Raw genomic sequence first — 18,335 nt, 5'->3', positions numbered from 1 at the left:
TGGCCCGGTTGACCCGTCCGGCCGGGTGGTACTAATTTCTGATCACATTAGCGCGATACGGGCGTCGCGCGGAACGGACGGAGTCGCGATGGCTATTCTCAAGCTCCGGTACGACATGCGCATGGACGGTGACGACCCGGCCGCGCGGGCGGACCTCTACGCCGCCGCCCTGGACCAGATCGAGTGGGCCGACCGGCTCGGCTTCGACTCGGTCATGCTCCACGAGCACCACGGCGCCCCGGACGGCTACCTCCCCTCGCCGATCGTCATGGCCGGGGCCGTCGCCGCGCGGACCTCGGCTATCAGCATCGTCGTCGGGGCGCTGCTGGTCCCCCTGCACGACCCGATCCGGCTGGCCGAGGACTTGGCGGTCGTGGACATCCTGAGCCGCGGGAGGCTCGTCGTCACGCCCGGGGTGGGGTATGTCCCCGAGGAGTTCGAGATGTTCGGGCGCGCGATGTCGCAGCGGGGCAAGGCCCTCGACCGCGGGCTCGAGGTGCTCGGACGCGCCTGGTCCGGCGAGTCGTTCGAGTACGAAGGCCGTCGGGTCCGGGTGACGCCGCGGCCCCACCAGCGGCCGCGGCCCCCGCTCGTCGTGGGCGGCGGATCCAGGCCGGCCGCGCGCCGGGCCGCGCGGGTGGGGGACGGCTTCGCGCCGCACCTGCCCGATGCGTGGACCGACTACCGGGAGGAGCTCACCGCTCTCGGCCTGCCCGACCCCGGCCCGATGCCGCCGTCGGGCCCCCGGTTCCTCCACGTCTCCGACGACCCGGACCGGTCCTGGTCCGAGCTGGCTCCGTACCTGTTGCACGAGATGAACTCCTACGCGCGGTTCGCCGCCGGCGCGGGGGAGTACACCGGGTACGTCCCGACGGCCGGTCTCGCCGAGCTGCAGGGCTCGCCGCACTACCGCGTCGTCACTCCGCAGGAGTGTGTCGCGCTCGTCGAGGAGCTCGGTCCGGGCGGCGTGCTCTGCTTCCGGCCCTTGGCAGGCGGCATGCCGCCCGCCCTGGGGTGGGCGAGCCTGCGGTTGTTCGCGGACGAGGTGCTCCCGCACATCACGGTGGAGCGGGAGCCTGCGGTGCCCGTCCGGGAGGCCGCGAACGGACCCCGAACGTCCCGAGAGGAAGTACGCCAGTGACGCAGTTGCGCTTCGACGACCGGGTGGCGGTGGTGACCGGCGCCGGGCACGGCCTGGGCCGCGCCTACGCCCTGCTCCTCGCCTCGCGGGGGGCGAAGGTCGTCGTGAACGACCTCGGGGGACCGCCGGACGGTTCGGCCGGCGCGTCGCTCACTCCCGCCGAGGAGGTGGTGCGGGAGATCGAGCAGGCCGGGGGAGAGGCCGTCGCCAGCGGCCACGACGTCTCCGATGAGCAGTCGGCCCGTGCGATCGTGCAGCTTGCGGTCGACCGGTTCGGTGGTGTCGACATCGTGATCAACAATGCCGGCACCAACCCCACCGCCCCGTTCGTCGACACCCCCCGTTCGGTCTTCGAGAAGGTCCTCGCCGTCCATCTGCTGGGGGCCTGGTCGGTCACCCAGGCCGCGTGGCCCCATCTCGTCGCGGGCGGTCGGGGCCGGGTGGTCAACACCTGTTCCGCGGCGATGTTCCAGGGCCACGGCCTGCGGGCGACGTACTCCGCGGCGAAGGGCGCTCTGTACGGCCTGACCAGGGACCTCGCCGTCGAGGGCGGCAACCATGGCATGAAGGTCAACGCGCTCTGCCCTGGGGCGCTCACCCGCATGCTGCAGAGCAGCTCGAAGGAGATCCGCGACCGGATGGCGCCGTGGAAGCCCGAGGCGGTGGCGAACCCGGTGGCGGTGCTGGCCCACGACAGCTGCCCGGTCAACGGCGAGACGATCGAGGCGCGGGGCGGCGAGGTGCGGCGGGTCTACGTCGCCCACACCCCCGGGATCGAGGTCGCCGCGGACGCCCTGACCCCGGAACTGGTGTCCGAGCGTTTCGCCGAGATCGTCGCGGCCGGGGAGAAGGACGTCATCGAGGAACTCGTCGACATGCGGAAGCACACATGACGGGTATGCGCTCCGGGCCGCTGACCGGGGTCCGGGTGGTCGAGATGTCCGCACTCGGGCCGGTCCCCTTCGCCGCCATGATGCTGGCGGACCTGGGGGCGGACGTCGTGCTGGTCGACCGGGCCCGGGACACCCGGGCGAGCGACGACCCGGTCCTCGACGTCACCAAGCGCGGACGCCGCTCGATCGGCCTGGACCTCAAGCACCCGCGCGGGCGGGAGGTGCTGCTCGCTCTCGTCCGGAGCGCGGACGTCCTGCTCGAGGGCAACCGACCCGGCGTGATGGAGCGGCTCGGGCTCGGTCCGGACGAGTGTCTCGCGGCCCGGCCGCAGCTGGTCTACGGCCGCGCGACCGGATGGGGCCAGGAGGGGCCCTGGGCGCAGGACGCCGCCCACGACATCAACTTCATGGCTCTCTCCGGTGTCCTGCACGGGATCGGGCGCCCCGGCGAGCGACCCGTCCCTCCGCTGAACATGCTCGGCGACTATGGAGGCGGCGGGATGCTGCTCGCCTTCGGGGTCGTGAGCGCGGTCCTGGAGGCGCGGACGAGCGGTCGCGGCCAGGTCGTGGACGCCGCGATCCTCGACGGACTCGCCGCGATGAGCGCCCTGGAGTTCGCGATGCAGGCCCGGGGCCTGCAGTCGGAGCGGGGTACCAACCTGTTGGACACGGGGGCGCCGTTCTACGACGTCTACGAGTGCGCCGACGGGGAGTTCATCTCGGTCGGGGCGATCGAGCCGAAGTTCTACGCGCGGCTCTGCGAGCTGACCGGCTTCGAGCGGGACCTGCCCGACGAGGAGGTCAGGCCGCAGCTGGACAAGACGAGCTGGCCGGGCCGCAAGCGCGCGCTGGAGAAGCTGTTCGCGACGAGGTCGCGCGCGGACTGGTGCGCACTGCTGGAGCACGAGGAGACGTGCTTCGCCCCGGTGCTGTCCTGGCGCGAGGCGCTCGAGCACCCGCACAACGTGGCGCGATCGACGTTCGTCTCCCCGGGCGGAGTCGCGCAGGGCGCACCGGCTCCGCGTTTCAGCAGGACCCCCGGCGCCATCAGCCGGCCCGCGTGCGCACCGGGGGAGCACACCGCCGAGATCCTCGAGGAACTCGGCGAGGATTCGGACGCCATCGCCGAACTGCAGCGGCTCGGCATCGTCGGAGGACGAGCGTGATCCGGTCGTTCAGCGAGTACAGCGAGGCGTACCAGCACGTCCGGATGGAGCGGACCGACGGGGTGCTGGAGGTGGCCCTGCACACCGACGGCGGTCCGTACATCCACAGTGGCCAGGGGCATCGCGAGCTCCCGGACGCCTTCTGGGAGATCGGCGGGGACCCGGACAACCGCGTCGTCATCCTGACCGGCAGCGGCGCCGACTTCTGCCCGCGGGGGGGACTGGCGGTCCTTCACACCGATGACCGACCCTGAGAGCGCCTACCGCACCATCTACGAGGGCACCCGGCTGCTGACCGCGCTGCTCGACATCGACGTGCCCGTGATCGGGGCGGTGAACGGTGCCGCGCACGTCCATTCCGAACTGGTGATCATGTCCGACATCGTCGTCGCCGACGACCGGGCGACCTTCCGGGACAACCACCTCGACCTCGGGGTCGTGCCCGGCGACGGCAACCACACCGCCTGGCTGAACGCCCTCGGCGAGAACCGCGGCCGGCACTTCCTGCTCACCTCCCGCACCCTCACCGCACAGGAGGCGGCCGAGTTCGGGGTCGTCGCCGAGGTCGTCGCGCCCGATCGGCTGCTGCCGCGGGCGCACGAGATCGCCGCCGGGCTCGTGACGCAGCCGCCGCTGACCCTGCGCTACTCCCGGATGGCCCTGACGCAGCGGCTCAAGCGACTGATCGCGGAGGGCGTCCCCTACGGCCTGGCCGTGGAGACGCTCAGCGCGAACGCCCGGACCCGGCCGGCGTCCGCGGGCTGACTCGCGTCCGCTGCCGGCCCGGTCAGCCCGCGTGGTCGGTGCCGGGCCCGGTCAGCGGCCGGAAACCGTGCCGCGCGATCGCGCCGTCGAGATACGCCTGGGGATCGGCGCCCCGGCGGGCGAACTCCTCGTACGCCTCGGGCACCGAACAGATCAGGAACGTGTCCCGGGCGAGTCCGGTGAGGATCGTGGCGGCCATCGCCTCCGGGGTGACGACCGGCAGGGCGGGGGTCCCCATCGTGCGCTCCGGGCCGAAGTGACGCATCCGGCTGGGCATCGATGTGCGCACCCCCGCGGGGCACACACAGTGCACCCGGATCCCCTGCGGACGCAGGTAGAGGGCCAGCCCCTCGGTCATCGCGATCACCGCCGCCTTCGTCGCGGCGTAGGGCAGCCGGTCGTAGGCGTAGGGGAACATGCCCGAGGTCGAGGCCGTGTTGACCAGCTGGCCGTGGCCCTGCCGGATCAGCACGGGCAGGAACGCCTCGTTGCTGCGCACGATGCCCAGCAGGTTCACGTCGATGATCCGCTGCCACTCGCCCATCGGGAGGTCGGGGGGAAGCCCGGTGGAGGCGAGGCCGGCGTTGTTCACGACCCGGTCGACCCGGCTCCAGGTGTCGAGGCAGAAGTCGCGCACGGCCGCGTAGTCCTCGGTCGAGGTCACGTCGACCCGGCGGGCCCAGGCGGTATACCCCTCCTCCTCGATCGACCGGGCGGTCTCCTCGGCGGCGGCGAGATCGACGTCGGACGCGACGACGAGTGCCCCGGCCCGGGCCAGCGCCCGCGCCGTGGCCTGGCCGATACCGTTCCCGGCACCGGTGACGACGGTGACGGACTCCTCGAAGAAGCCTCCGTACGGTGATGCTCCGACCATGTCGCTCTCAGTGCTCCGGTGCGGTGTCGAAACCTGCTTCACGAGTGTGACGCGCTCGACCGAGGGATCGGCGTCGCGGATCGCCGACTCCACGACCTGCTGGAGCACGTCGTCGGGCACCAGGCGGTCGTGGCAGGCGCCGGGGCGCGCCTCGAGGCAGACCGTGACGTGACCGGCATCGACGGACGCCACGAACAGGCCGAACCCGTCGGCCTCCAGCCCGGGGCGGATGTCGTCGAGTGCGGTCAGCAGGGCAGAGCTCATGGGGTGACACCTTCCGTCGATCCGGCTGACCCTGTCGGCCGCGGGTCATGAGGCGCGGGGACCCCGAGGGGTCGTCGGAGACCAGCAGGCCCGTGCCGAAGGCATGCGACGCGCTCGCGGCCATCACGACAGCCCGGTCGCGGTGGCCCTCGTCGAGGTAGCGGCGCAGGCCGACAAGGACGTCGGGACCTCCGAGGTGACCGGTGGCGTGGCCGGTGACGGTCGTCCGGTCCGACAGGCCGAGCTCCGACCCCGATGATGCCGACCACTCCCGGGCTGATCTGGCTGCACAGCAGATGAGTGGGCTCGGTGGGGAACCGGGCGCGGAGCGTCGCGTAGCCGGCGGCATACCCGTCGCGGTAGGCGGCGATGACGTCGTCCCAGGAGCGGCCGACGACGCGGCGCCGGTGCGGGTCCTCCCCCGCGGGGGCCAGAGGTGCGCGGGTGCCGCCGTACTCGATCCTGACGTATCCGTTGAACTCGCTCCGGCTGCGGAACTCCGCCGCGACGAACCGGAGGCGGCCCGGAGCGCCCGCCTCGAGGGCCACGACCGCCGCGGCGGCGCCGTCACCGTCGGACCATAGCGCGCTCGACGCCGGGTCGCCGTGGTCGATCGTGTGCGTCCAGCGTTCCACCGCGACGAGGGCGGCGTGTCCGCCGCCGTGCAGGGCGAGCCGGCCGTGCACGAGGTCGAGTCCGGTGAGCGTGGCCGCCGTCGTGTCGATCCCGAGGCAGGCCTCGGTCGCCTCGGTGAGCCGCATGATCTCAGTGGACACCGACCACGAGGGCTGGTAGTCGCGGGCCGCCCCGCAGTAGACGACGAGGCGGAGGTCGGCGGCCACGAGGCCGTACGCCAAGGCTCGGTCCAGTGCACGGGTGCCCATGGTGCTCGGATGGTCGTCCGGCCCGGCGTGGCAGGCCGACGTCCAGCCGCAGTACCCCTCCACCGGCGCATCCCGCCCGGCCGCGAGCTCGCGCACGTCCACCGGCTCGGGGAGGTCGACGCCGACCCCGACGATGTCCATCGGACGCATCGTCATTGTCGTACACCCCGATTCCCCGACGAGCCGACCCGACTGAAACTAATCAGATTCAGCGCATTGGTGCAAGGCTCGTCTCGTCCGCGAGACGGGACGACGGGCACGGCGGCGGTGGGTGCGGAGGGCGGCGAAAGAAGTTCGATGAGCTGCTGGTGAGTGTGATTCCGGTGCGGCGACACCGTCGGTGCCGGTCCTGCGCCCGGTGACCGGAGGGGTGGCGGTCTGTGAAGTTCGTGCTTGCGGCGAAGTTGAACATGCTCATAATATTGCGCCGCTGTGGCGACCGGATCGTGGATCCGGTCGATGCGTCGACGCCGACGTCCGTCCCGGGCCGACTGCTGCGACCTTTGGACTGCGAGCAACAACCGAAGGCCTCGTGAACCTGGAACGTCGCCAGTGGTCACCGTGTGAGGTAGCCGCGTGGCTGATGACCCACAGCGGGCAGGAACGCGCTGAGTTTTGAAGAAGGTCGCCGAACAACTCGTCGAGAACGGTGACCGGCTCGGTATCAGCCAAGAGTTGACGAAGAACTGGCCGCAAGCCTGGACTCTGACCAGTACCGAATTACTCAGCATGGCGATCAGTACTACATCGAGGTCGTTCCGCCACCTGTGGTCCAGGACGCGCAAGATACGCACGCGGCGTACCAGGAACTCGTGCAGACCGCACTGCGACTTCAGAACCGGTACTGGGACTCGGTCAAGCACGAAACCGACGACGTACCCCCTCTTCGGAGGAGATCGCTGCGGACCCGACCCATGGACGCCGTAGCTCACGTCGCAGCGGTCGCACGAGCCGCAACCGGTGACATGGACGCGCTGTGCGGCGAGGGGCCTTCGCGACCGAATTCGTTCTCGAACGAGGAGGAGAACCACACGTCATGTCCGTGATCGACCGTATCGACTCACCACCTCAACTACCGTAAGCGATACTCCGGCTACCATGGCGGAGGTGAGCGAGTCCGAGCACGACACCACGCCAGGACGCCGGGCGTCGTCCGATCCGGGAGCTGGTCGATGACCGGCTGCTGGACGAGCTGCTGGAGGCGCATGCTCGATCACGGCTCATGACCGTGCTCAGTTGTGGCCCCTCAGATCGACTTCTTGGTCCGCGTCACGGTATCCAGGGGACTGGTCGGAGGGTGTCTGGTTCAGTTCCAAGAACGCAGTGCGCCTTGGCGCCGGCCGTGCGGTCCCGGGCGCGGGTGGCGGTCATGGGTCAACGTGGCCGATGACTTGAGGACGGCCGCCTCTCCGACGAGCAGCGAGCTCACTGGACGTAGGCGTTGGGCTAGGCACTGGCGACATGGTCCGCTCGTTCGATGTCCTTGACGCACACCTCGGTGAGGGGGCAGGTGGCGCAGTCTGGGAGTCCGGGATGACACCAACCGCGCCCGATAAGCCAGCTGGGCAGGTCGAGCGCACCTGGGCGGGGAGGGTACAGCGTCCGGGCCCTGGTGATCATGTGGTCGCGGTCGTCCACGTCGGCGAGACGCGTACGGAGGAAGACACGGCGCAGGTGGATGTCGTAAGCGACGTCGCTCCCTTCCATGTTCCTGATTGGGACGGCGAGGTCGCGCTCCAAGATCTCAACCGCCATCGCCGATATCTTCTGGCCGATGCCGGCGAAGGCCTTAAAGCGATCTTGCAACTCCCTCGCGTCGGGATTGCCGGACCAGATGGCTCCGGCGTCGCCTTCGTACTCGGTCATCACGCGGCGAGCAGCGAGAGTCAGCCAGCGAGGCATCTTCTCGATGTATCGGTGCAGCTTGGGGGAAAGCGCGATGGCCTCTCGCACTCCCGCCTCGTCTTCGGCGATGCGGGCGGGGTCGAGGTGACCAAGGCGTTGACGGAGAAGAAACGGTGCGCGCCAGGCCCGCTCCGCTGGTACTCCCTGGTCGAAGAGCAGTCCGGTCAGGAAAGCGAAACCATTCGTCCGGAGAAACTCGTTCGCCTCTTGGTCTTGAGTGAAATCCACCACCGGTTCCTTCGGAGCGGACTTGATATGTTCGGCGTAGGCCAAGAGTGCGGTGACTACACCGTCACGGAGCTCGATGTCACTCTTTGTCGCCAGTGCGGCGGGAGCGGGGCCGACCTTGGAGGCTGGGGGAAGAGTCTTCCGGCCATCCGGTTGGGACGGAAAGTGCCTCCAGCTCACGGCCCGCAGTAGGGCGTGACGAGTCCAGCCATCAACGTCATCCTGCCGGAGCTTCACCGCCAGACTTCGTGGTGCACCCGGTGCGCTGATTTGGTCGGCCACCACCACGATGGGAAGCGTGCGATAGCCCAGCGGCGTCGCGTCATCCGGTTTCAGATGCCGTTTGGTCACCTTGATCAAGCTCAGCAAGCTCTCGGACTCGTCGAAGTCATCCGACTCGACACCCTCGACGAGAGGATTGCCCTCGACCCAGGTTACCGAATGGACACGCGTCCGCCCATAGGTGTCTCTGTGTCCGATTCCGTGGCGGACAAGAACTTCTCGACCGTTCACCGTCGCAACGGCGACCCAACCGCGCTCGAAGTACTCGACCCCTTCGGGCCAACGCCACGAGAACGGCCCCAAGGCCTTCATCTCGACGAGGCGGATCCTGGGATTGACCGTGTCGCCCATATGGCGAGCCTAACGCATGGCCACGAGTTGATCGACGATTGGGACCGATCATCGTGGCCCCAGTTCGGGTGGTTCGTCACATGGCTTTCACGCGGGCCTCCATGTCGTCGAGGAAGGATGGGTCATATGGATCATCGACGTGGTCGCTATTCCATAGCCCGGACGTACGGACGTGCTCGTTCTCGGCATGCAGGCCAAGCCAGCCGGAAGTGGTGCGGTGAACGCCACCGTTGCGTTGGGAGAGCAGGGAGATCGAGTTGGCCCGAATGGACTTCCTTTGTTCGCGGTCAGGCACGTCCAGCCAAAGGAGCGGCATAGCTGTTATATGCTCGCTCACGGCCTGTTCGAATGGTCCTTCAGCTTTGTGTTGGGCCGGGCTGACCTTCGTCTGTCGCCAAGACTGCACCACATCGGCCGGCCAGTCGTCGACCTGCTGCAGTGCTGTACCGATGTGGTGGCGGAATATGGAGCCGCGATGATTGCCTACGCCTGCATTGGCTCCGCTGACCGGACCTCGATGCTGGGCCAACCTGCCCCAGAAGGTCGCCTGGGACGTAGCCCGCAAGGCATGGCTGCCCACACGTACCACGCGGAGCCCGTCTCCTCCGGTTCGGAACTGGCCTTCTTCGAGGAAGAACTCCACACCGTACTTCGGCCAACCGGTGGCATGATCGCAGTTTCGGAGTAGCCGCGGTCCCCCGATGCGCTCCTCCAACCGGCCGAGCAGAAAATAGAACCGCTCGGTATCCTTTCGGCGGTCAGCATTCCCGTCGCTCATGCGAGACGCTCCACAGTTGTCCCCTCCGGGTATTGATCGGCGGGCTGCCCTTGCCAGAAGGCAGCGAACGCCTGGCCGAGTCGACGTGGCACCATGCCGGAGGCCCCCTTGCCTACGCCCATGATCGTAACCAGATACGCGGTCAGCCCGGCCTGGCCCCAGGGCGTCGCCCGTACCACCCGTGCGTAGTCGGAGCTCTTTGCCGCAAAGGCCACGACGGATGATACGTTTCTTTTTCGAGCCTCATGGAGCAGGAGACTTTCGAGAAGACCAGCCGGCCAGTCGGCCGAGCGCATGATCTTATTGTAGTCACCGATGTGCTCCCTGGCGTGCAGGACGCCGTACCCGCCACTGAGAATGATCAAGGGTATGTCCTGAACTACCGCTTCTCGCAGGCTGGACTGAGCGGCCGAGTAGAAACCCCCGCTATAGCGGCGCCATGCTGGGAGTACTTGCCGTTCGTCCACGTGGGCCGAGGTTCGGTTGCGCGCTCGGGCTGCGATTAGGTCGGACGGCCACTGCGCTTCCTCTCGGTTACCCGTTCTGCCGCCGGTTCGCTTGCCCTTCGAACATGGGATGACCAGAAGAGTTTCGCTTCTATTTAGCTCCTGCAGTGGCCCTGCGCTACCGGTGGGTAGCGCAGGAGACATCTGTCGGCCTGCGGTCGCGGAGACGACTTGGCGATCGGCTCCGATCCTGCGGAAGGTCACTGAGCTTCCTGGCCGGATCATAGTGACCGTGTAGCCGGCAGCCCGCCAAGCACGAACATGTGACCGATCGCCGTGCCACCACTGTGGGTAATGGCGGACCGCCGAGACAGGAAGATAGCCTACGATTCGGCGTAGCTCAGGCCATGACAGGGCCACTTCCTCTTCATCTGCCGGACGGGCGGACAGGAAGATGGTGAGGCGAGCCCAGTCGGCCCGTCCGTTCCCCGTAGCTGGCACGACACCCTCCATCCAGGTGTAATGGCATCCTCTGTAGGAAAGCACGCCAGTGGACGTCGTGCCAAGCCTGACCTGGTGGTTTGCGCGCTGCCCGCCCGCTTCACCATCGTCTTTTCCCGCAGGCTGGACACCGCACGCTATTGGGTGCCCAGGCGTTGGCGTTCTCGTACGATCCACCGCTTGCCTTCCGCGGCGATTCCTTCCATGACGGTCAGGGTGTGGCGGAGGTTGGCGGCGTCCTGCGTTACTTCTGACACGACGCCGCTCGGCTCATCCTGGAGTTTCTCCGCATCCGGGGCCATTGCCTCGACGCGGATCTCCTCACCGTTGACGAGGGTGAGTCTGAAGTCGTGTTCATCGTCGTCGGTCTGGCGTACCCGTACGGCGGCGACCGCCTCGTAGCGGTAGTTGGTCCGCTGCCGATCGTGGAAGGTGCCCTTCACGAAATCGAGTTCGGCGTTGAGTTGCCGTACCCCGTCCGTGGTGAGGAGGAAGAGGAGCAGCTTGTAGCGCTCGTAGCGCCAGGGCCCTTTGCGTACGCGTGCGCTTCTGCCGGGGAAGGCGCGCGTCTCGATGAACGCGTGGGAGAGCAGGCCGCTCATCGTCAACCGGTAGTGGCGTAGTGCCTCGTCCAGAAGCATTTTCCGGTCGCAGTCCAGCCAGGCTGCCATCTGGCGGTCGTCGGGTTTGTCGGCTAGCTTCGCCTTCCAGCGCTCGAAGGCCTCCTCGCAGTCCTTCATGGTTCGTTCCTTCTCGGCGAGGTCGGCCGCATGTCGCCTGCGTTCCAGGACGATGCGCAGCCAGGCGTGGGCGGCGATCACGCCGGCCGCCAGTGCGAAGGTGGCCGTGCGGACGGCGCTCAGCGGGTCGATCCGTACCGCGACCTCCAGTGTCCACGTGACCCCGGGGACGAGGAGGGCGAGACCGAGGACCGTCAGCAGCATGGAGGCCGGGGGAGTGGCGAGTTCCCGCCGGTAGTCCCACAGCCTGCCGTTCTCCCACCGTGCCCTGACGTCGCTGACCCGGTACCGGATCAGCCAGGAGATCCTTTCGACGCCGATCCGCTGCTCCCGGTAGACGTCCACGATTTCGTCGCGCAGGCACCTGCGGATCCCCGCCGTCTCGGCCAACCAGACGGACCTGCTGGTGTCACGTGGAACGTATCTGGCGAAGTAGTGGTCTAAACGCCGGCCCACCATGTCGGCGAAGCCGCCGGAGGGGGCACTTCGCGTACGCGTCCACGGCGCATATTGCGCGTCCTTCACGCGGCGCCGCTGGATGTGGAAGCGCCACTCCACGCCGCCCCTTGCGGCGCAATAGCCGCCACCGACGCTCAGCAGGTACGCAAGCAGAGCGACCGCCTGAAGCTCCCGCACCAGAAGGTAAGCGATGTGGATCGCCGCCGCGGTCAGAACGGCGGTCGACACCAAAGCTTGAACCCAGGTGCCGGTTGTGAGGTCCGGTGGTCGCGGCTCACGGACCCGCGGCCGGGCCGGTTTCGGCTCGAAGAACTTCCAGACACGGTCTGCTCTGCCATTCGCCATCTGTTTCTGCTGGGCGCTGTCCAGGGCGCGGTGCCACATCTGGTTCTCGAGTGGCCCGTCCAGGAACAACTGCAGGTGCCGAAGGATCATGGAGCGCTGCGCGTCGGCAAGCCCGTCGAGGTCCTTGAGCAGGGGACGTAGGTCTTCGTCGGGTTGCTGCGCGGACTCCAGCAGCCGGCATAAGGTCCGCACTCCGTCCGCCCATGCGTCGTCACCGGTGGCGTTGCAGGTTCCCGGTGCCCGATGCAGCATGGTGAGGTGCTCCTGCGGCATCTCGTGCCGTGTCCGGCCGCTGACGAGGGCGAGCTGCCAGTGGAAGCAGACCCGGTTGCCGGTGAGACCGCCGTCCATGACGGCTCGGCCGATGAGCTCACGTGCCTTTCCCGGTATGCCGCCGGCGAGCAGCCGGACGCCGATCTCGAACATCTCCGCAGGCGATGCGCCTGCGGGGGTCTCGTAGACATATACGTCGCCGTGCACGACTCCCGCCTGGACTCCGACGTAGGCGGAATCTCCGGCGTAGTTCGTCGTGGTGCCATTCGGTCCAGCAGTGGTGCCCTGCGCGGTCATGACAGGCTTTGAACCAGGGCGATGACGCTCGCCACTTCTGCGGAAAGGGCGGCCACGTCCCCGACCAGCCCGCGCACCTTCTTCAGGGCCAGCGTCACCGCCCCGACGTCATGCGGATCGGTCGTCTGCAGCGTCTCGCGGGCGGCGGCGAGTTCCGCCTCGGCCGTGCGGTAGGTGTCCTCGTCCAGGTGCCCCGCCGTCCGCGCCTGCCGAAGCCGGATGACGAGTTCGGCGATCGCCGCGGTGGGGTCGGTGGGGGCTCCGTGGTCACCGGACACCCGGATGCCTCCGTGCACGTGCCCAGCCTGCACGACCACCCGTGCGTTGTCCTTGGCGACGTTGCGAATGGTGTCGCTCATCATCGGTGTCCCTTTCGTATCGGCCGGTTCGCGCTGTTGCGGTTCCTCGGCGGACAGGGTTTCGGCCAGTGCGGTGCTGAACGCCGCAGCGTTCGCCACCGCCCGCGCCTGCCAGTGCTCGCGGTCGGTGGTCTCCTTGGTGCCGTCGGCGTGGTCGCTGACGCCCCGGATCACGACCACCGGCAGGGACCTGTTGAGGTGCGCGGCCTGTGCCACGCCGGCGCCCTCCATCTCTATGGCGCGTGCGTCGTTGTAGTTCTGCCGGATCCAGTGCGCGTGCGGCGAAGTCGTCGAGTTCAGTACGACCTCGCCTGCTGCGATCGGCCCGAAATGCACCGTGGGCTCCTGGCCGTCGAGACCGGCCGCCCATGCGCGGTTGCGAGCCACATGCCGGGCGATCTGGTCGGCGCCGTGCGATACCTCCCAGACCCGGGGGCGGCTCTTGAACCCGTCGTCCTCACTCGTCCCGCCGTGGAACGCGTAAATGTGGGTGGCCACCACCACGTCCCCGAGGGCGATGTCGGAGTGCAGGGCCCCGGCGACCCCTGCGAACAGCAGCGCCGCCGGGGAGAACTCGTTGATGGCGCGTTCGGCCAGCACCGCCGCGGACTGGTTGCCCTTCCCGACGAGGCCCAGTGCGATGCGTGCCCGGCCGCGCGCCAGCCGGCCCACCTCGAATCGGGTGCCCTGCGGGTGGCGATACAGCCGCGGCCTGTCCAGCTTCGCGCGGACGGACTCGTACTCCACGTCCAGCGCCGTGAGAACGACGATCGTATTGCCGCTCATTGTCCCGATCCCTTCATGATCGACGGTTCGACTGGCCGGACCATCGGCGGATTCAGAGCCTTCTGAGGACCCGCCCTGAACAGCCGGGCCGGTCGGCCGGTCGTGCCCTTGCGTTCCGGGCCGGCCGCGACGATGAAGCCGCTGGTCTTCTGAACCTTGCGATAGAAATTGCGGGGGTCGAGAGAGATCCCCCATACCGCTTCGTAGACCCGCTGGAGGTCGGTGATCGTGAACGTCGGGCCGCAGAACGCCGTGGCGAGCGCGGAGTGCTCGAGCTTGGCGCGGGCGTTCTCGACACCGTCCTCGACGATCCGCCGGTGGTCGAAGGCGAGCTCCAGGTCGCCGGAGAGCACCTGATCTGCTCGCTGCCACCGGGCCGCGGCCGCGTCCGTGCCGGCAGCCGGTTCCGGGAGCCGCGGGGCGATCGCCAGGAAGGCGACCGACACCACCCGTCCGCGCGGGTCCCGGCCGGGGGCACCGTAGACGCCCAGGTGTTCAAGGTGCAGCGTCTCGACGTCCATGTCTGCCTCCTCCGCCAGCTCGCGGTGGGCAGCGGCGGTGATGTCCTCCTCGGCGTGCTGCAGGAAGCCGCCCGGAAGCGCCAAAGTCCCCTTGTAGGGCTCGATGCCGCGTTCGATCAGCAGCACATGAAGGAGAGACCTTCGCAGCGTCAAGATCACCAGATCGACGGCGAGCATGACTTCGGGGGGAGTCCAGCGGTCATCGGCCATGCGCTGACCTTAGCTTTTTGTCAGTCTGACAAAAAGTAGTTTCAGGATGCCGTCCTGGCCATCGCCTTGTCACCGGTTGGCAAGACCGTTGCCGCAGACCGGCCTCACTTGCGCTCCAGTCGTGGCTGGTCTACTCCTAAGCCGTGCCTTCCACGAAGAAGGTCCTCCGGGTGGTGGATAGGACACGCTGGTGTATATGGAGGGGCACAGTGGAGCGCCGTTCAGTTACGCCGAGACCAGGCCGTACGAGGTGGCCAGGTCGCTGAGTGAGCTGCAAGGGCCGGAGCACGGCGTCGTGGTGCTTCCGCTGGAGCTGGCGTGGGGTGGGCGAACCGAGTTCGACCTCGATGACGACTACGATCGGTCGGCCCGCTTACAAGATCGTGTTGGAGGAGGGCGGTGTGGAGCACCAGCGGCAGTTGATCAACGGGCGGCTGCTGGTGGAGCACTGGGACGAGATCCTCCCCGGCACGTCCAGTCCGAGCCCTGTGGGAACGGCGCTTTCCCCAGCTTCGGCATGCCGCCTGATGGATCGGTTCCAGTTCCGGTTGGTCTGCATCGCGCTGGATGTCGTCGGTGACCGGGGTTTCGTGCTGGGCGGTGGGCACGCCGTCCAGATGCACGGCATGGGCGCTCGTCCTTCAGAGGACATCGACCTGTTCTCTTCTCAAAGAGGAAGCCCGGAGCGGCCGCCGACGGCGTCATCGCCGCCTATGCAAGCCAGGGGCTGCGACCCGAAGTGGCCCGGCGCACCCCGGACCTCGTCCAGATGACGGTCATGACTCTGATGGCAATGCCTGCAAAGTGGATCTTGGGGGTGTTCTGGCGGGCTCACGCTCCGGTGATTCTGGAAGTCGGCCCGGTACTGCACCCTGACGATGCCGTGGCCGGAAAGATGGAGACGCTTTGTTCAACCGGTGGGCACCGCGCGACTTCCTGGACATCGACGCGATCCTGGCCAGCGGACGTTATGACCACGACCACCTCTTGGCCGTGGCCGCGGAGCACAACCCGGGCTTCGACACTGCCTTGTTCGCCGAGTCGCTCTCCTATCTGCACCGCATCCCCGACCGGGACTTCATGGCCTACGGCGTGCCCGCTGCGCAGATCGCAGTAATGAGAGACCGGTTTGCCGCCTGGGAACGAATGCTTGCACCGTAGGCAACGACGCGAGCCGCTGCTTGCCGCGCCGACTTGGCGTTGGATGCGGGCATCCCATACTCCGTATGGGCGGAATGTGACTTCTGTGCCTCGAATGGTTGGAATGAGCATGTTGATGGGTCAATAGTCACCACGGTAATTGGTGGTGACGGGCGAGGAGTGTGAACCGTGGGAGATCAGAAGTGACTTGATCTTCCTTGAACTGGTGTCACCGGAGCGGAAGACAGGCTTCTGACCTGGGGTGATGTCTGAACGGCCGGTGCTGCCGGGCTGTCCGACCGTTTTCACGCCGAAGAGGTCGCTGGTTCGAACCCAGTATCGCCCACCCCGTTCTTGCAGGTCAGCGAAGGTCTCGGAATCATTCCGAGACCTTTTTCGGTGCTAGGGGTCTTCGGGAGCCAAACGGGGAGCCACCACCCCCGGACTTACGCGGACTGCACCGGACGGCTCTGGCCGAAGACTGTGTTCATGGTCGCGGCCCCTCGGATGATGATCGGCCGCAGCTGATGCCGGTACACCTTCTCGGTCACCGCCGTCCCGGCGTGCCCCACCAGGTCGGCGATCGTCTCCAGCGGGACGCCGCCGTCACTCATGATCGAGACGAAGGAGTGCCGGAGTTCGCGGGGCGTCCGCTGCTCGCCAATGCCCGCCTTGGCGGTGATCAGCCGGAAGCCGCGACGGACGTTGGCGGCGTCCAATGCGGTTCCGCTTCGGGTGCTGAAGACCAGGTTGTTGTCCTCCTGGGCCTCACCGGCGCTGAGCCGCTGGGCGACTTGGCGCGTGTGGTGCTTGCGCAGGGCCTCGGCTGCCTGGGCGGGCAGCCCAAGGGTCCGGCGGGACTTGCGGGTCTTGGTCCCCGTGCGTCCGCACGGACCGCCATTGACCGTGCTGCTGCATGGACGCGGAGGCTGTACCCGGCGGTTGCCGAGTACAGCCTCCGCCGGTGCCACGTTGGTCTCGCTACTCGGACGATCGTGATCACGCCGGGTCCCACTCGGAGAACGTCCGCCTTCGGGTGTGACTGCCTGTTCGGTCAAGGACGAGCTCAACCGGTAGTTCAGGGGCGTCGCGTCTGTCCTGGGCACCCGCGCTTCCGGCGGAGTCGGCGAGTTAGTGATCATCACACTGCCCACCAACAGTGATGACGCTCGCACAATAAGGCGCGCTGTTGGCCGCTCCCCGCGGACCACGTTGGCGCTGGCTGACCATCGCAACGCTCGCCGCAGTAGGTGTCCGAATGGACTGTTCCCGGCTGTATGTATCATCCAGGCATGATGTCAGTTCAGACTGATGTGTTGAAGTTGCTGGCCGACCCGCTGCGTGCGCAGATCGTGTCGCTGCTGGCTGTTGAGGCGTTGTGCAACTGCCACCTCGTTGAGGAGACCGGCGCCAGGCAGACCAACATCTCCAACCACCTGCGGGCGCTGCGCGAGGCCGGGCTGGTGGACACCGAGCCTTGCGGGCGGTTCACCTACTACCGGCTGCGTCCCGAGGCGTTGGAGCGCCTGGCTTCCGAACTCGGTGAGTTGGCGGCCGGTGCCCGCGAGGCCCAGACCCGCCGGCGGAAGAGGCCGTGCACGTGACCAGCACGCAGGGCTCCGGTGCCGCCACACGCCCGCAGGAAGCGGGAGTGGTGGCCGGGCTGTCGATGCTCGACCGGTTCCTGCCGGTGTGGATCATCGCGGCGATGGTGCTCGGTCTCGGGCTGGGACGTGCCGTCCCCGGACTGGACGACGCGTTGGCCGAGGTCGAGGCCGGCGGGATCTCGCTGCCGATCGCGCTGGGCCTGCTGGTGATGATGTACCCGGTGCTGGCCAAGGTCCGCTACCACCGGCTCGACACCGTCACCGGCGACCGCCGCCTGATGCTGACCTCGCTGCTGCTCAACTGGGTGATCGGCCCGGCGGTGATGTTCGCGCTGGCCTGGATCTTCCTGCCGGACCTGCCCGAGTACCGCACCGGCTTGATCATCGTCGGGCTGGCCCGCTGCATCGCGATGGTCATCATCTGGAACGACCTGGCCTGCGGCGACCGGGAGGCCGCCGCCGTCCTGGTCGCCCTCAACTCCGTCTTTCAAGTCGTCGCGTTCGGTGCGCTCGGCTGGTTCTACCTGCAGGTCCTGCCCGGGTGGCTGGGCCTGGCGACCGACGATGCGGACTTCTCGGTCGGCAAGATCGTGGTCAACGTGCTGGTGTTCCTGGGCGTCCCGCTGGCTGCCGGCTACCTGACCCGCCGCTTCGGTGAACGGGCCCGCGGCCGCGCCTGGTACGAGGAGCGGTTCCTGCCCCGGATCGGCCCGGTCGCGCTGTACGGGCTGCTGTTCACCATCGTCATCCTGTTCGCCCTGCAAGGCGACACCATCACCGGCCGGCCCGGCGACGTCGCCCGCATCGCGCTGCCGCTGCTGGCCTACTTCGCGCTCATGTGGGGCGGATCCTTCGCCCTCGGACACGCCGTCCGGCTGCCCTACCCGCGCACCGCGACGCTCGCCTTCACCGCAGCGGGGAACAACTTCGAGCTGGCGATCGCCGTCGCCATCGGCACCTTCGGCGTCACCTCCGGGCAGGCCCTGTCGGGCGTGGTCGGCCCGCTGATCGAGGTTCCGGTCCTGGTCGGGCTGGTGTACGTATCGCTGTGGCTGCGTCGCCGATTCCAACCCGCGGGGCGGTGACACGACGATGACCGTCACCGACCTGCTCGCCACCG

Annotated in this window: 18 protein-coding genes and 1 pseudogene; 9 read left to right on the top strand and 10 right to left on the bottom strand. The window is 68.0% G+C overall.

Features of this window, described 5'->3' with window-relative positions:
• Nucleotides 1–88: 88 nt before the first annotated feature.
• Genes E1284_RS00150 through E1284_RS00135 form a run of 5 tightly spaced genes read left to right on the top strand, consistent with a single transcriptional unit; the run spans nt 89 to nt 3,965 of the window.
• Nucleotides 89–1,141 (top strand): LLM class flavin-dependent oxidoreductase, encoded by a 1,053-nt coding sequence (locus tag E1284_RS00150; protein WP_131935819.1) that lies wholly within the window; start codon nt 89–91, stop codon nt 1,139–1,141.
• The gene (locus E1284_RS00145; RefSeq protein ID WP_131935818.1) at nt 1,138–2,034 is read left to right on the top strand and encodes an SDR family NAD(P)-dependent oxidoreductase; all 897 of its coding nucleotides are present in this window, start codon (nt 1,138–1,140) and stop codon (nt 2,032–2,034) included. The genes E1284_RS00150 and E1284_RS00145 overlap by 4 nt, the downstream gene beginning before the upstream one ends.
• On the top strand, nt 2,031–3,200 hold the full coding sequence (locus tag E1284_RS00140) for a CaiB/BaiF CoA transferase family protein (protein ID WP_131935817.1): 1,170 nt from the start codon (nt 2,031–2,033) through the stop codon (nt 3,198–3,200). Before E1284_RS00145 ends, E1284_RS00140 begins: the two co-directional genes overlap by 4 nt.
• Entirely contained in the window at nt 3,197–3,454 is a 258-nt protein-coding gene (locus E1284_RS42325; protein ID WP_207923455.1) for a Clp protease/crotonase-like domain-containing protein, read from the top strand. Before E1284_RS00140 ends, E1284_RS42325 begins: the two co-directional genes overlap by 4 nt.
• Entirely contained in the window at nt 3,441–3,965 is a 525-nt protein-coding gene (locus E1284_RS00135) for an enoyl-CoA hydratase/isomerase family protein (protein WP_207923454.1), read from the top strand. Before E1284_RS42325 ends, E1284_RS00135 begins: the two co-directional genes overlap by 14 nt.
• 22 nt (nt 3,966–3,987) lie before the next feature.
• Here E1284_RS00135 and E1284_RS00130 read toward each other — a convergent pair whose 3' ends face one another.
• The 9 genes and pseudogenes from E1284_RS00130 to E1284_RS00095 all read right to left on the bottom strand — a co-directional run bounded on the left by E1284_RS00130 (nt 3,988) and on the right by E1284_RS00095 (nt 14,468).
• Nucleotides 3,988–5,103: an SDR family NAD(P)-dependent oxidoreductase gene (locus E1284_RS00130; protein ID WP_131935816.1), complete on the bottom strand. Its 1,116-nt coding sequence runs from the start codon at nt 5,101–5,103 to the stop codon at nt 3,988–3,990.
• A complete protein-coding gene (locus E1284_RS00125) occupies nt 5,100–6,143 on the bottom strand; it encodes a hypothetical protein (protein WP_131935815.1) in 1,044 nt (347 codons plus the stop codon). Before E1284_RS00125 ends, E1284_RS00130 begins: the two co-directional genes overlap by 4 nt.
• Before the next feature lie 1,290 nt (nt 6,144–7,433).
• Complete coding sequence (locus E1284_RS00120) at nt 7,434–8,753, bottom strand: HhH-GDP family DNA glycosylase (protein WP_131935814.1); 1,320 nt, start codon at nt 8,751–8,753, stop codon at nt 7,434–7,436.
• Between the two features lie 76 nt (nt 8,754–8,829).
• Nucleotides 8,830–9,531 carry a GIY-YIG domain-containing protein gene (locus tag E1284_RS00115; protein ID WP_131935813.1) on the bottom strand — a complete coding sequence of 234 codons (702 nt, stop codon included), beginning with the start codon at nt 9,529–9,531 and terminating at the stop codon, nt 8,830–8,832.
• Nucleotides 9,528–9,896, bottom strand: coding sequence for a hypothetical protein (locus E1284_RS00110; RefSeq protein ID WP_131935812.1), 369 nt, complete (start codon nt 9,894–9,896; stop codon nt 9,528–9,530). The genes E1284_RS00115 and E1284_RS00110 overlap by 4 nt, the downstream gene beginning before the upstream one ends.
• A gap of 339 nt (nt 9,897–10,235) precedes the next feature.
• Nucleotides 10,236–10,490, bottom strand: a pseudogene (locus tag E1284_RS43885) (DUF7662 domain-containing protein); the annotation flags it as partial.
• Between the two features lie 125 nt (nt 10,491–10,615).
• Nucleotides 10,616–12,448, bottom strand: coding sequence for a hypothetical protein (locus E1284_RS00105; RefSeq protein ID WP_131935811.1), 1,833 nt, complete (start codon nt 12,446–12,448; stop codon nt 10,616–10,618).
• A gap of 140 nt (nt 12,449–12,588) precedes the next feature.
• A complete protein-coding gene (locus E1284_RS00100) occupies nt 12,589–13,737 on the bottom strand; it encodes a 5'-methylthioadenosine/S-adenosylhomocysteine nucleosidase (protein WP_207923453.1) in 1,149 nt (382 codons plus the stop codon).
• Nucleotides 13,734–14,468, bottom strand: a complete 735-nt coding sequence (locus tag E1284_RS00095) for an NUDIX hydrolase (protein ID WP_131935810.1) — start codon at nt 14,466–14,468, stop codon at nt 13,734–13,736. Before E1284_RS00095 ends, E1284_RS00100 begins: the two co-directional genes overlap by 4 nt.
• Nucleotides 14,469–14,815: 347 nt before the next feature.
• On the opposite strand from E1284_RS00095, the gene E1284_RS00090 reads away from it, so the two are divergent.
• The gene (locus tag E1284_RS00090) at nt 14,816–15,241 is read left to right on the top strand and encodes a nucleotidyl transferase AbiEii/AbiGii toxin family protein (protein ID WP_131935809.1); all 426 of its coding nucleotides are present in this window, start codon (nt 14,816–14,818) and stop codon (nt 15,239–15,241) included.
• A gap of 133 nt (nt 15,242–15,374) precedes the next feature.
• Nucleotides 15,375–15,629: a hypothetical protein gene (locus E1284_RS00085; RefSeq protein WP_131935808.1), complete on the top strand. Its 255-nt coding sequence runs from the start codon at nt 15,375–15,377 to the stop codon at nt 15,627–15,629.
• A gap of 425 nt (nt 15,630–16,054) precedes the next feature.
• Here E1284_RS00085 and E1284_RS00080 read toward each other — a convergent pair whose 3' ends face one another.
• On the bottom strand, nt 16,055–16,579 hold the full coding sequence (locus E1284_RS00080; RefSeq protein ID WP_243714164.1) for a tyrosine-type recombinase/integrase: 525 nt from the start codon (nt 16,577–16,579) through the stop codon (nt 16,055–16,057).
• 345 nt (nt 16,580–16,924) lie between these two features.
• Here E1284_RS00080 and E1284_RS00075 point away from each other — a divergent pair, with 345 nt between their 5' ends.
• Entirely contained in the window at nt 16,925–17,212 is a 288-nt protein-coding gene (locus E1284_RS00075; RefSeq protein WP_207923452.1) for an ArsR/SmtB family transcription factor, read from the top strand.
• Between the two features lie 65 nt (nt 17,213–17,277).
• Nucleotides 17,278–18,300 (top strand): ACR3 family arsenite efflux transporter, encoded by a 1,023-nt coding sequence (gene arsB / locus E1284_RS00070; protein WP_131935919.1) that lies wholly within the window; start codon nt 17,278–17,280, stop codon nt 18,298–18,300.
• The last annotated feature ends 35 nt before the right edge of the window (nt 18,301–18,335 follow it).

Origin of the sequence: Actinomadura bangladeshensis, from assembly GCF_004348335.1 — a bacterium.
Lineage (GTDB): Bacteria > Actinomycetota > Actinomycetes > Streptosporangiales > Streptosporangiaceae > Spirillospora > Spirillospora bangladeshensis.
The sequence above is the reverse complement of the archived record's forward strand: the minus strand, read 5'-3'. Positions and strand labels throughout refer to the sequence as shown.